This is a genomic window from Pararhizobium arenae (assembly GCF_001931685.1).
In the GTDB taxonomy this organism is placed as follows: domain Bacteria; phylum Pseudomonadota; class Alphaproteobacteria; order Rhizobiales; family Rhizobiaceae; genus Pararhizobium; species Pararhizobium arenae.
The window spans coordinates 124679-137944 of sequence record NZ_MOOY01000006.1; the positions used below are offsets into that span (position 1 = coordinate 124679).

At 59.4% G+C, this 13266-nt stretch carries 11 protein-coding genes, 1 tRNA gene and 2 riboswitches; of the genes, 7 read left to right on the forward strand and 5 right to left on the reverse strand.

Features of this window, described 5'->3' with window-relative positions; translation table 11 throughout:
- The 3 genes from thiP to BLX89_RS14690 form a co-directional block, all read right to left on the reverse strand.
- Window positions 1-1611, reverse strand: a complete 1611-nt coding sequence (gene thiP / locus BLX89_RS14680) for a thiamine/thiamine pyrophosphate ABC transporter permease ThiP (RefSeq protein WP_075291669.1) — start codon at window positions 1609-1611, stop codon at window positions 1-3.
- Between the two features lie 28 nt (window positions 1612-1639).
- Window positions 1640-2647 carry a thiamine ABC transporter substrate binding subunit gene (thiB, locus tag BLX89_RS14685; protein ID WP_075291670.1) on the reverse strand — a complete coding sequence of 336 codons (1008 nt, stop codon included), beginning with the start codon at window positions 2645-2647 and terminating at the stop codon, window positions 1640-1642.
- Window positions 2648-2685: 38 nt separating this feature from the next.
- A riboswitch (TPP riboswitch) is annotated at window positions 2686-2792 on the reverse strand.
- A gap of 54 nt (window positions 2793-2846) precedes the next feature.
- Window positions 2847-4346, reverse strand: coding sequence for an MDR family MFS transporter (locus tag BLX89_RS14690; protein WP_075291671.1), 1500 nt, complete (start codon window positions 4344-4346; stop codon window positions 2847-2849).
- A gap of 125 nt (window positions 4347-4471) precedes the next feature.
- Here BLX89_RS14690 and BLX89_RS14695 point away from each other — a divergent pair, with 125 nt between their 5' ends.
- The 6 genes from BLX89_RS14695 to BLX89_RS14720 all read left to right on the forward strand — a co-directional run bounded on the left by BLX89_RS14695 (window position 4472) and on the right by BLX89_RS14720 (window position 10608).
- On the forward strand, window positions 4472-4984 hold the full coding sequence (locus tag BLX89_RS14695; RefSeq protein ID WP_075291672.1) for a MarR family winged helix-turn-helix transcriptional regulator: 513 nt from the start codon (window positions 4472-4474) through the stop codon (window positions 4982-4984).
- A gap of 59 nt (window positions 4985-5043) precedes the next feature.
- Window positions 5044-5694 carry a thiamine diphosphokinase gene (locus BLX89_RS14700; RefSeq protein ID WP_075291673.1) on the forward strand — a complete coding sequence of 217 codons (651 nt, stop codon included), beginning with the start codon at window positions 5044-5046 and terminating at the stop codon, window positions 5692-5694.
- Between the two features lie 2 nt (window positions 5695-5696).
- Window positions 5697-7523 carry an ABC-F family ATP-binding cassette domain-containing protein gene (locus BLX89_RS14705; protein ID WP_075291674.1) on the forward strand — a complete coding sequence of 609 codons (1827 nt, stop codon included), beginning with the start codon at window positions 5697-5699 and terminating at the stop codon, window positions 7521-7523.
- Window positions 7524-7577: 54 nt separating this feature from the next.
- Window positions 7578-7655, forward strand: a riboswitch (SAM riboswitch).
- A 66-nt stretch (window positions 7656-7721) separates the two neighbouring features.
- Window positions 7722-8645 carry a homoserine O-acetyltransferase MetA gene (metA, locus tag BLX89_RS14710; protein ID WP_075291675.1) on the forward strand — a complete coding sequence of 308 codons (924 nt, stop codon included), beginning with the start codon at window positions 7722-7724 and terminating at the stop codon, window positions 8643-8645.
- 146 nt (window positions 8646-8791) lie between these two features.
- Entirely contained in the window at window positions 8792-9808 is a 1017-nt protein-coding gene (locus BLX89_RS14715) for an aldose epimerase family protein (RefSeq protein WP_075291676.1), read from the forward strand.
- Window positions 9809-9831: 23 nt separating this feature from the next.
- Window positions 9832-10608, forward strand: a complete 777-nt coding sequence (locus tag BLX89_RS14720; protein ID WP_075291677.1) for an SDR family oxidoreductase — start codon at window positions 9832-9834, stop codon at window positions 10606-10608.
- A gap of 153 nt (window positions 10609-10761) precedes the next feature.
- On the opposite strand, the gene BLX89_RS14725 is transcribed toward BLX89_RS14720, so the two are convergent.
- Together BLX89_RS14725 and BLX89_RS14730 are read right to left on the reverse strand one after the other, a co-directional pair.
- The gene (locus BLX89_RS14725; RefSeq protein ID WP_075291678.1) at window positions 10762-12246 is read right to left on the reverse strand and encodes a KAP family P-loop NTPase fold protein; all 1485 of its coding nucleotides are present in this window, start codon (window positions 12244-12246) and stop codon (window positions 10762-10764) included.
- 155 nt (window positions 12247-12401) lie between these two features.
- Window positions 12402-12476 (reverse strand) — tRNA-Gly (locus BLX89_RS14730).
- A gap of 243 nt (window positions 12477-12719) precedes the next feature.
- On the opposite strand from BLX89_RS14730, the gene BLX89_RS14735 reads away from it, so the two are divergent.
- Window positions 12720-13229, forward strand: a complete 510-nt coding sequence (locus tag BLX89_RS14735) for a prolyl-tRNA synthetase associated domain-containing protein (protein WP_075291679.1) — start codon at window positions 12720-12722, stop codon at window positions 13227-13229.
- Window positions 13230-13266: the final 37 nt, after the last annotated feature.

The window sequence follows — 13266 nt, forward strand, 5'->3', positions numbered from 1 at the left end:
TCAGCGGGCATCCGCATTTCCTTCAACCTTGCGTTCCGGCGGCGTACCGATGATCGTCAGGATCACGCACACAAACCCAAGCACCAGCGCAAGCCCCGCGGCATCTGCTGTGCGATAGCTGCCCATGCGGCTGTAAAGCAAATAGGGCAAAGTCACCATATCCTGCGAACCGAAGAGCGCGACGGCTCCAAGATCGCCCAAGGACAGGGCACAGGCGAAAGAGTAGGCCATCAGAGCAGGCCGGCGCAGGCCGGGCCAGTCGATCAGCCGCAACCGGTTGAAAAAGCCGATGCCAAGGCTCTGAGAAAGCCGCCCTGTGCGAGCGCTATGCGTCGCCATTGCGGGATCGAGAATGCCGTAAACGAAGGGAAGCGCCATCATCGCGTTGATCGCCACGACGACAAACGGGGCGAAGACGGCGACATCGCCGAATGGCCGCAACAACAGAAACCAGCCAGCGCCCAGCACCACCGGCGGCACCAGTAGAACGAGGGCAGAGCTTCCGGAAATTGCGCTCGAAAGACCACGCGCCATCGGGGAAGTCCGCCGCGGCTGCAGCAGCGTCTGGCGCGCAGCGACAAGCGCAAGGCCCGAAAGAACGCAGAAAAACGCGGAAGACAGCGCGATGGCAAGGCTCGTCGACAGGGCGCGATGCACCATCGGATCCGCGGCAAGCCGCACCATGTCGGCGCGAAGACCGGAAACCAGGACTGCGGCAAGCGGCAGCAGAATGAAGATCATACCAAGGGAAATGACCAGCGCATCCGCAATCTTGTCCGTGATGTTTCGGCCATCAAATCGGATAACTCGCCTTCCCGTCGTTACGGCCTCGGCCACAGGCGGGGTGAGTAGCCGCGCCATTGCGAGAAGAACACCGGTCAGGACGATTTGCAGCATGCTCAATGCAATGACCCGTGGCGGATCGAAATCGAAACGCAGCGCCTGATAGATCGCAACTTCGATGGTGCTTGCCGCCGGTCCGCCGCCGAGCGTCAGGACGAGGGTGAAGCTTGTCGCGCAGAGCATGAAGATCAGGCCTGCCACGCCGGGAATGAGCCCGCGTATGGCCGGCCATTCGACAAAGCGGAAGAGGCTGAGCCTGCTCATGCCGAGATTGGTGCCGATCAGCCAGTATTCCCCGGGAATACGCTCCAGCCCCGCCAACATGAACCGCGTTGCGAGCGGCAGGTTGAAAAAGACGTGCGCAAGAAGAATGCCGGAGAGGCCGTAGATGCTGACGGGTTGCGCGAGACCGAGATTGGCGAGCAGCGTGTTCATGACACCCTGGCGTCCCCAGATGCCGATCAGACCGAGAGCCGCAACAAGGGCCGGCAGGCCCAGCGGCAGCGCCAGCAGGCGAACGATCCAGATGCGCCCCGGAAAGGCCGGTCTCCGCGCCAATGCCAGCGCCAGCGGGATCGCCAGAAAAATTGAGATCAGGGTGGAAAGAACGGCCTGAAGCAGCGTGAAACGGGTCACCCGCCGGACATAGGCGTCGAAAAATCGGCCTTCGGAAACCGCAGCCACGTCGGCAGCCAACAACGCCCAGGCGGCAGCCCCAACAAAAAGCATGATGCCGCCGAGGCAAAAGACCCCGGCGGCAATCGTCATTCTTCGTTCGGAGAAAACCACGCCAGCCTCAGTTTTGGCTCATGGCGGAGAGCCATTCGTCGATCCAGGCCTTGCGATTGGCGGCGACCTCATCCGACGACATCAGAAAGGTTTTTTTGGGCGATACCAGCTTGCCGAAGGCTTCCGGCAGCGGCTCGTTGCCGGCAGCAACCGGCATCATCCAGTTGGTGGTCGGGATGATCGATTGGAACGCGGGACCGGTGACGAAGGCAAGGAAGGACTTTGCAAGTTCCGGGTCCTGGGCGCTCTTCGTCATGCCAGCGACTTCGATCTGGATATAGTGACCTTCGGAGAAGGAAGCAGCCTGATAGCGCTCCGTGTTCTCGGCAACCATGTGGTAGGCCGGCGAGGTCGTGTAGGAAAAGACCATCGGCGCTTCGCCCTTGGTGAACAGGCCATAGGCTTCCGACCAGCCGGGGGTGACGGTCAGGACACGATCCTTGAGCTTCGCCCAGGCGGCAGCGGCGTCATCACCGTAAACCGACTTCACCCAGAGCAGAAGACCGAGACCGGGCGTTGAGGTGCGCGGATCTTCGATAACGATCTTTTCGTTCGGATCGCCTTCCACCAGTTCTTTCAGGCTCTTCGGCGGGTTCTTCACCGTCTCGGTGTCGTAGACGACCGCGAAATGGGCGTAGTCATAGGGAACGAAGACATTATCACTGAAACCGCCCGGCACCTTCACGGCAGAGACATCAAGGCCGTGTGGTGCGAAATAGCCGGTAGCCTTGGCTTCGGTGATCAGGTTGGTATCGAGGCCAAGCACGATATCAGCCTTGGACGATGCGCCCTCGAGCTTGAGGCGCGTCAGCAGTTCGACGCCATCGGCGACGCTGACATAGTTGACCTTGCAGGCGCAGGTCTTCTCGAAAGCTTCGGCGACCTTGGCACCGGGACCCCACTCACTGGTGAAGCTTTCATAGGTATAGACCGTGAGGGTCTTATCTTCGGCAAAGGCGGCCGAGGACGAAAGGGCGGCAATTGCCGTCATGAGCGATATGATTTTCGTGCGCATCAGCGCCTCCTCTTCAATAAAAATTGGGAATAGGGCGCTGAACTGTGCCGTCTAATCCCTCCGCCGGTACAAACCGGATCAGGTTCCGCGGGTTGGCTGAAAGCCTCTCAGCCATCGAAAACCGATGGCACCCCGTTAGAGCGACTGGAGATTTAGACGCGGCTGCTGTTCTTGGCAAGAGCCGCGTCAAAAGGCGTGTTCAGGCTGCCTTGTGTGGCAGGCGAACCGATTTCAGGCAGATCGCGCAGACGAGCGCCGTCAGAGCAATAACTGCGGCGGTTAGGAAGAGCGGATGGAAGGCCTGCGTGTAGTGTTCGGCAACCATCTGGCGCGAAGCCTCCGGCAAGACGGCGAGCATTTGCGGCGTCAGCTTCTCGATCGAGTCGACGCCGGGGATGGCGAGATCGTGAAGCCTAAGCCCCCCAGCGATGGTTGCGCCATACAGAGAAATGCCGATCGAGGCGCCACCCATGCGCGAGAGGGTCACCGAGCCGGTCGCGGCACCCACATCCCGTTGCTGCGCACTGTTCTGGACACCAAGGATCGGAACCTGTTGACCAAAGCCGATCCCAAGACCATGCAGCGCCATGATCGCGCCGATCAGGAAAATAGGCGTGCCCGGATGCACCAGGCTCATGAGGAGCAGCGCGAGGATGGCGATCGCAGGACTCGCGATGGCAAACGGCTTGTAGCGACCGGACTTCGAAATCAGCCGCCCCGCCGTCAGCGAACCGCAAACAATGCCGCCCGTCAGCAACACGAACATCAAGCCGGCAAAGGATGGCGAAAGCCCGGTCGTGGTCTGCAGGAAGAGCGCGAAATAATTGACGAGGCCGATGCCGATGGCGCCGCTCGCCAGCGAAATGACAAGGAACAGGCTGAAGGTCGAATTGCGGAACAGGGGCAGCGGCACGACCGGCTCTGGCGCACGTCGCTCAACAAGAACCCATGCGATGGCGCAAAGAAGGCCGACCCCCATAACGGTAAGACCGCCGGTGGACAGGAGCGATCCGAAGAGCTCGGAACCATCGGCCAGCAGCACGACGCTGGTGATTGCACCGGCAAGTAGCAGTGCACCAGCGTAATCGATCTTCGGAACCCGCGTCGGGCGGCGGTAGGGCAGGAAGACGGCAAGCCCTGTCAGCACGAGGATACCGATCGGCACGTTGACGAGGAAGATGGAGCGCCAGCCGAAGAGATCGCTGAGCGTGCCGCCCAGCACCGGGCCGATCGCACCGGAGGCCATCAGCACGAGGCTGGAGTAGCTCTGGTAGCGGGCGCGCTCCCGCGGTTCAAAGAGATCGGCATTGATCGCGAAGATCGAAACCATGATGCCGCCGCCGCCGAGACCCTGCAGCACGCGCGCGGCAATCAGCGTGTTCATGGAGGTGGCAAAGCCGCAGGCGATTGAGCCCAGCGTGAAGATGGTGATCGCCGCGAGCATTACATATTTGCGGCCGAAGAGGTCTCCCAGCTTGCCGTAAAGCGGCATCACCGCACAGGTGGCGAGCAGATAGGCGGAGCCCACCCAGCCGAAACGCTCCATCTGGCCGAACTCGCCAACAATGGTCGGCAAAGCGGTGGAAACGATCTGGTTGTCGAGCGTCGCCATGAACAGCGCCGACATCAGGAAAAGAAAAAGCGTGAGCCGAAGCGCCTTGCTCTCGACGAGCGGCGCGGGCGCGACTTGCATGTCCATGGAAGATATCCCGTTTGACGTTAGGATGAATTTATGTGCTAATAGCATATAATTGTCAAACGCATATTTATGCCTAACGCATACAGGGCTTGGAAGGAGCGGCGGGAAGCTGCTATGGTCTGACCATGGACAAACTCGATGCCACCTCTCCCAAGACCGACCGCGACCGCATCAGCGGCGCGCTGACCCGCATGCGCATGCTGATCGGACGGAGGGTGATCGCACGGCTGGCGCTTGATAGCGTGGCACCGGGATTGGAAATTTCCCATGTCGACGTGCTCGACGTCGTGCGGCGTGCCGCCGATGGCCAGGAGGTGACCGTGGGCATGGTCGCCGACAAGCTGCGCATCGATCCCTCGCGCGCCAGCCGGATCGTGGCGGAGATGGTGACACGCGGCGTGCTGCGGCGGGAAGCATCCCAGGCAGACGCACGCCGGATCGTGCTGGTCATGACCGAGATGGGTGACAGGCTTGTAGCAGAGATGCTCAGCGTCAAGCAGGCGATCATCGCCGATATAGTCGCGGACTGGACAGACGAGGAAATCGCTGACTTTTCGCATCTGTTCGACAGGTTCACCTTAGCCTTTGAACGTGCCTATGAGGCGCGGCAAGCGAGCGGAAACCAAACCGCCGAATAGACGCTAATCAAGGCATCGCCCCTTCCCCTTGCTATCACTTCGCGCTATGGCCTTGCGCCATGATTGATCAGGCTTTCACGATACTCATGGGCGGGCCACTTGCCGCCACCGACCGCCTGCTCGGGCGTTTGAAAGAGACACGGGTCATCGCCGCCGATGGCGGCATGCGTCACGCAGCGGGGCTTGGCCTGACCCCGGAACTCTGGGTCGGCGATTTCGACTCGACGCCGGCATCCCTGATCGCAGAATGGCCTGAAGTTCACCGCGAGCCCTACCCTCCCGCAAAGAACGAAACCGACGGCGAGATCGCCGTGGAGGCTGCCCTTTCGCGCGGCGCCCGCTCACTGATCTTTGCCGGTGCACTGGGCGGCGAGCGCAGCGACCATGCCTTCATGCACCTGATCTATGCGGTACGCCTTGCGGAAACGGGTCTCGCCATCCATCTGACATCCGGCGAGGAGGAGGCAACACCGCTTCTGCCGGGAACACTGGAACTCAACCTGCCGAAAGGCAGCCTGTTTTCGATCCTCGGCCTCAATACGCTCGACGGACTTTCCATCGACGGAGCGCGCTACCCGCTCTTCGGCTTCCATCTGCCCTTCGGCTCTTCGCGCACGATTTCCAACGTCGCTGAAGGACCGGTGCGGTTCACCCTTTCTTCCGGCCGGGCGATCGTTCTCGCCCGTCCCTATGACCATACGGGAGCCTGACCATGGCGCCACCGATCCTGAAACTGGATGACATTTTCCTCTCCTTCGGCGGCACGCCGCTGCTTGCCGGTGCGGCATTGCAGGTCGAGCCGGGCGACAAGATCTGCCTTGTCGGCCGCAACGGCTCGGGCAAATCGACGCTGCTCAAGATCGCGGCCGGTCTGGTCGAAGCGCAGTCGGGCGAAGTTTTCCGTCATCCATCCTCGACCGTGCGCTATCTCGAACAGGCGCCTGACTTTGCCGGCTATTCAACGGTTCAGGCCTATGCGGAAGCAGGTCTTGGGCCGGGCGACGATCCTTACCGCGTCACCTATCTGCTCTCGCATCTCGGCCTGACCGGCGAGGAAAATCCGAAGGATCTTTCGGGCGGTGAAGCGCGCCGTGCGGCGCTCGCTCGCGTCATGGCGCCGGAGCCGGATATCCTGTTGCTAGACGAGCCGACCAACCACCTCGATCTACCGACCATCGAATGGCTGGAAGGCGAACTGATCAAAAGCCGCTCGGCACTCGTGGTCATCTCCCACGACCGGCGCTTTCTTGAAAAGGTTTCCAACGCGACGGTCTGGCTCGATCGCGGCAATTCGCGTCGCCTCAGCCAAGGCTTTGCCTTCTTCGAATCCTGGCGCGACAAGGTGCTGGAAGAGGAAGAACTCGAACAGCATAAGCTTGGCAAGGAAATCGAGCGCGAGGAACACTGGCTGCGCTATGGCGTGACCGCTCGGCGCAAGCGCAACATGCGCCGCCTGGGCGCACTGCAGGACCTGCGCTCGCAATATCGCGGCCATAAGGGACCGCAGGGCACAGTGCAGGCCACCGTCTCCGACGCGCAGGAGAGCGGCAAGCTTGTCATCGAGGCGGACAAGATCACCAAGGCCTATGGCGATCGCATCATTGTCGCCCCCTTCTCGATCCGGGTGCATCGCGGCGATTGCATCGGCCTCGTCGGCCCGAACGGTGCCGGCAAGACGACGCTTCTGAAGATGCTGACGGGCCAGCTGACGCCCGACACCGGCATCGTCAAGCTTGGCACCAATCTGGAAATCGCGACCCTCGACCAGAAGCGCGAAGACCTGAACCCGGAAGACACGCTCGCCCACTACCTGACCGACGGACGCGGCGAGAACCTGCTGGTCAACGGCGAGCAGCGCCATGTCACCGGCTACATGAAGGAATTTCTCTTCCAGCCGGAACAGGCCCGCACGCCGATCAAGAACCTTTCCGGTGGCGAGCGCGCCCGCCTAATGCTGGCGCGCATCCTGTCGCGCCCGACCAACCTGCTGATCCTCGACGAACCGACCAACGACCTCGATATCGAGACGCTCGACCTACTGCAGGAGATCGTCGCCGGCTTTTCAGGCACCGTCATTCTCGTCAGCCACGACCGCGACTTCCTCGACCGCACCGTCACCTCGACCATCGCGCCGGCCAATCCGGAAGAGCCCGATGGTCGCTGGATCGAATATGCGGGCGGCTATTCCGACATGATGGCCCAGCGCAAGGGCGCACAAGAGGAGAAACGCAAGGCGGAAAAGGCGGAGAAGGCACGCTCTGCCCTCGCACCATCCCCGGACACGCCGAAGGCCACCGCCAAGGGCAAGCTCTCCTTCAAGCAGAAATTCGCGCTCGAAAATCTGCCGAAGGAAATGGCCAAGGCCGAAGCGGAAATTGCGAAGCGGGAGGCCGAGATGGCCGATCCGAACCTGTTTTCGAAGAACCCCGCCCGGTTTTCGACGCTCGCCGCGGAGATGGAAAAGTTGCGCGCCTCCGTCACCAAGATGGAAGAAGAATGGCTGGAGCTCGAAATGCTGCGTGAGGAACTGGAGGGGTAGAACCGATAGCCCCCAATTTCCGGCCCATTGCAATTGCCGTGGGCCGGCGCTATTTAAGCATTTCGTGGTGATTTGGCCGGCCGGCTTGCAGCCACGTTAAATAAGTCGCTAAAGGGCCGTGGGTGAAGCGGACCGGTTGCGATATTTTTCGTTGCCGGTTTTTTGTTGCCCGGCTCCTTGTTCATCGAGTGAGAACCCATGCCCATCAAGATTCCCGATACGCTGCCCGCATTCGAAACCCTCACCAAAGAGGGCGTGCGGGTGATGACCGAGACGGTGGCTATCCGGCAGGATATCCGCCCCCTCCAGATCGGGCTCCTCAACCTCATGCCGAACAAGATCAAGACCGAGGTGCAGATGGCGCGCCTTGTCGGCGCATCGCCCTTGCAGGTCGAGTTGTCGCTCATCCGCGTCGGCGGACACAAGGCCAAGAACACGTCCGAAGACCATCTGCTCGCCTTCTACGAGACCTGGGAAGAGGTGAAGCATCGCAAGTTCGATGGCCTGATCATCACCGGCGCGCCCGTGGAAACCCTCGATTATGAGGACGTGACCTATTGGGACGAGATGCAGCAGATCTTCGACTGGACGGCGACCAACGTCCACTCGACGCTCAACATCTGCTGGGGCGCGATGGCAGCGATCTACCATTTCCATGGCGTGCCGAAACATGCGCTCAAGGAAAAGGCCTTTGGCGTCTATCGCCACCATAACCTGAACCCGTCATCGGTCTATCTCAGCGGCTTTTCCGACGATTTCCAGATCCCGGTTTCCCGCTGGACCGAGGTGCGCCGCGCCGATATCGAGAAGGTCGACGGTCTCGAGATCCTGATGGAATCGGATGAGATGGGCGTCTGTTTCGTGCACGAGAAGACCTGCAACCGGCTCTACGTTTTCAACCATGTGGAATATGATTCGACCTCGCTGTCGGACGAATATTTCCGCGATGTCGATGCCGGGGTGCCGATCAAGATGCCGTTTAATTATTTCCCGCACAACGATCCCAGCCTGCCGCCGCAGAACCGCTGGCGAAGCCATGCCCACCTGCTTTTCGGCAACTGGATCAACGACATCTATCAAACCACCCCTTACGAGCTCTCAGCCATCGGTACCGACCGCTGAGCGGACAACGAAATGGAATCCGACGTTCGAACGCCCGAAGAGGCATCGGGCGTTCTTGGCCTATAAATTGTATGACTTTTCGGTTGCCGCGCCTTTGGAAATGACGCAGTTTGCCGCAAACGGGTGCGAGGAGGAGATGCAAGGCCGTGGAAGCATTGAGTAGGGAATTCGGCCGACTGCCGTCTGGCGAAACCGTCCAACAACTGACGATCAAGGGTGGTGGCTTGACGGCCCACATTCTCACATGGGGCGCGGTTATCCAAGATCTCCGTCTGGAAGGCCATGGGGCGCCGTTGGTGCTCGGCTTCGAGAAGCTTGAGGATTACCTCGCGCACTCCCCTTACTTCGGCGCAACGCCGGGTCGCAACGCCAACCGCATCGGCGGGGGACGTTTTTCCATCGATGGCACCGCCTATCAGCTGGAATGCAACGAGAAGGGCGTGACCCATCTGCATGGCGGCAGCGACGGCATCGCAAAGCGCGTGTGGAGGGTGGTCGAGCATGCCGCCGATCGCGTCGTGCTTGAAATCGTCGATCCGGAGGGCCGCGCCGGCTATCCCGGCAATTGCCGTATCACCTGTACCTATGAGCTGAAGGATGGCGGCGTGCTGAGCGTCCGCTATGTCTCAACGACCGACAAGGCGACGATCGCCAATGTCTGCCAGCACAGCTATTTCAATCTCGATGGCGGCCCGGATGCCTTCGGCCACGACATCATGATCGATGCCGGGCACTATCTCCCGACGGACGAACGGCAAGTCCCGACCGGCGAAATCCGCCCGGTCGATGGCACCGTCTTCGACCTGCGCAGCATGACCTCGCTGCGCCGGCAGCTGGAGGGCGACAAAATCGCCTACGACCACAATTTTTGCCTTTCGACCGCCCGCGGCCCGAAGCGCACCGTCGCCCTGGTCCGCAGCGTCAATTCCGGCGTCGCGCTTGAAGTCCGGACCGGCGAGCCGGGGGTGCAGTTCTACACCGGCTTCAAGATGGATGTGCCTGTTCCCGGTCTCGAAGGTCGTAAATATGGCCCCTTCGCCGGCTTCTGCCTGGAAACGCAGATCTGGCCGGATGCCGTGAACCATGCCAACTTCCCCGAAGGCATTCTGCGCCCTGGCGAAACGCTGCTGCAGGAGACGGATTACGTCTTCAGCCGCAACTGATAGGACGATCGGGGAGGATTGAAATGTCAGAGAGCAACAAGGCCGCCGGCAGCATAGCGCTCGTGACCGGCGGCGGCACCGGCATCGGTCGCGCTATCAGTGCGGCCCTGCTGAGCGAGGGTTACACCGTGATCATCGCCGGCCGCCGTGCAGACGTCTTGCTAACGTCGGCTGACGAACTGGCTGGGGAGCATCCCGGCGCAACCGTGCGTGCTGTTGCCGCCGATATCGGCGATCCGCGTTCGGTCGAGGCTCTTTTCTCGACCATTGCTGCGGAGTTCGGCCGTCTCGACTTGCTTGTCAACAATGCCGGCATGGGCCTGCCGGCCATCCCGATGGAAGACATCTCCTTCGAGGACTGGAATGCGATCGTCGCCGTAAACCTGACCGGCACCTTCCTCTGCACCCAGCAGGCCATGAAGATGATGAAGGCGCAGACGCCGCGGGGCGGCCGCATCATCAACAACGGCTCGATCTCGGCCTCGACGCCACGCCCGCTTTCCGCGCCCTATACGGCGACCAAACACGCCGTATCCGGCCTCACCAAGTCCACAGCGCTCGATGGTCGCCCCTTCGACATCGCCTGCGGCCAGATCGATATCGGCAACGCCGCGACCGACATGACCAGCCGCATGAGCAAGGGCGTGCTGCAGGCCAATGGTGAGGTGGCGACAGAACCCACGATCCCCGCCCATCTCGTCGCGGAAGCCGTCGTCTACATGGCCGGTCTGCCGCTGACGGCCAATGTGCTGTCCATGACCGTCATGGCGACGCAGATGCCCTATGTCGGGCGCGGGTAGTCTGCGCGCAGGAAACGGGTGGCTGGCCGCAAGGCATGATGTAAATCGCATAGCGCGGCTCTACATCAGCGTAACTCATCAACCTTTGATTGAGCAACGTCGGTATTTGGCGCCGCTGTAAAGTCCGTTACTGCCATTTGGCAATAGTCTCGTTTAATCAGCCATCGATAAACGCCCGGCTTGCCTTACAAGCTTTGGATAGGAACGGACGAGGCTATATTGGAGGCGGCTTGAGGATATCGTTCCTCCGAAGCGCCTATGTAATTCATCCAACATGCGATCGTGTACCCAATCGCCTGACCTATTCTGTCTCATCAAGCTTAGTAAATCAGTTTGCGCCAACGCCCATAAATTTATAGCGAGCGGCGGAATGGCCTTTTCAACTTTTTTCGAATTGAAAGAGTCGGCAAGGCGTTCGTGCGTGGTGATAGTCCATGTTGGGAGCGTGGGAATTTTCAGCGCCTCCGAAATATCCTCATTTTCGGAAATGCTTTCCTGATCGCGATAGAAAGCATATATTAGCGGCAGCAATACAATCAACTCTATGCGCGCTTTACTCGACCATGCAGAAACAATTGTTTCAAGCGTCATGTACATTTGTTCAACCGACCGAAGGTCTGCGTCGGTCTGCGTGTAAAAGCGGCTCAAGAACTCGAGAAGCTCGATCTCATAAGGCGCGGAAACTTTACTCGCATCAATCGGATTGGCAGCATGAAGCGCGGTGACAAATTCTAGGATAGAGGGTTTCTCGAAAACAAAGCTACTATCGAAGAACCGTTTGAGATATTTCCTACTATCAAAATCGGCGCCGTAGACGGCCCGGATCGCGTGCTGCAACTGCCCGCTATCAGTAGCTACGACAAAGACTAGGTGTGGGGTATCGAATAGATGCTTGATGCGCTCCAGCATAGCGATAGCATATGGCGGACGACATCTATCAAGCTCGTCAACAAGAATGAAGAACGGTCGAGCTTTGCCGTCGGCAGCCTCCATTTCTAAAACAAATTTAGACAGGTTTCCCTTGAAGCTTCGAATGGTCTCTTTGTAGGAGAGAAAGTCGGATACGGAGCGCTCTGCCTGCTCGTTGAGTGTCCTTTCAATTGCCAAAGACGCTTCATCAGTTAAGCTCGATCCTACCTTCTCCAGAGATTCTCTCTCACTGACTGCAGCATATCCACTTGTGATCGCGCCTTCGATTGCAGTCGTGACGGTGGAGGTCAACAAAAGCGACATACCACGCAGTGCGAGGCCTTTGGCGACCAAACCGACCACCTTCCCGCCTGTGGCCTTGGTCACGTCCCAAGCTTTTGCCGCAGCTGACCTTGGCTTTAAATGTGAGGCAACCTCGCTATCAATGCCAGCCATAACGGCCACGAGCGGATCGTCGGCGAAGTCGTCCTGCCAAGCGTTCACATAGACAGCCAAGTGGCCCGCCGCTATCAACTGTCGTCGCAAGCGATCAAGGAAAAAGGTCTTCCCTCTGCCCCATCCTGCATCCAGGTTCAATACGTAGGATTTGGCAGAGTTCGCTTCTGTCAACTCATCGGACTTGTTTCGAAGGAAGGTCGCCAAGAACTCAGCGTCGTCCCGGCGCGACAGTTTGTCGTCAGCCCAAATGTCTTTCAGACTCTCGCCCATAAAGTCCTCATCAAATCGAAAGGGCCAGAATACCGAACTGGATCAGGGGGTAAATCGCAAAGACAGACCTTTGACAACTAGATTCTACAATGCTGCTCGCACTAGATGGACATATCGATAACGCCCAATGATCTACGCTGTACTTGTTGGAAGAATGGAGCGGGTGAGGCGATTCGAACGCCCGACCCCAACCTTGGCAAGGTTGTGCTCTACCCCTGAGCTACACCCGCTCATCATCGACGGCCTGGGGTAGTTGGTGGCCGAAGGTCGCTGCGTTGCGGCGACGGGCGCTATATCGCCCATGACCTTTTCAAATGCAACAGGAAAAACGACGGTGATGGAAAATTTTTTGGAAGATCGGTCCAAGCTCCTGAAAACAAGGCTTTCTTTCGTTCATCGATCCGACAAGATTGCGCCATCGGTGCCTTTGGCGTAAGCACTGGGCGCATTTCCAGACGATGAGGACGCCGCCCATGAGCGATATAAAGCCGAAGACCGCCGACGAGCTGTTTGCCTTTCTCGACAGCCTCGGTATCGCCCATAAGACCAAGCGGCATGAGCCGGTTTTCACCGTTGCCGAATCCGTTGCGCTGCGCGACGAAATTCCGGGCGGCCACACCAAGAACCTCTTCGTGAAGGACAAGAAAGACAACTTCTTCCTGCTGACCGTCGAGGAAAACGCGACGGTCGACCTGAAGACGGTGCACCAGATCATCGGTGCGGCAAGCAAGGTTTCCTTCGGAAAACCGGAAAAGCTGATGGAATATCTGGGCGTCATTCCGGGCGCCGTAACCGCCTTCGGCGTCATCAACGATACCAACAAGAATGTCACGATCATCCTCGACGAAGGCCTGATGAAGGACGAGATCATCAATTGCCATCCGCTGACCAACGATGCGACGACATCCATTGCATCCAAGGATCTGCTGCGCTTTATCGAAGCAACCGGTCACGAGCCGCTTGTCTTGAAAGTGACGGCCTGACATACGATCTTTGCGGCAGAAAACAGTCATTCGGACC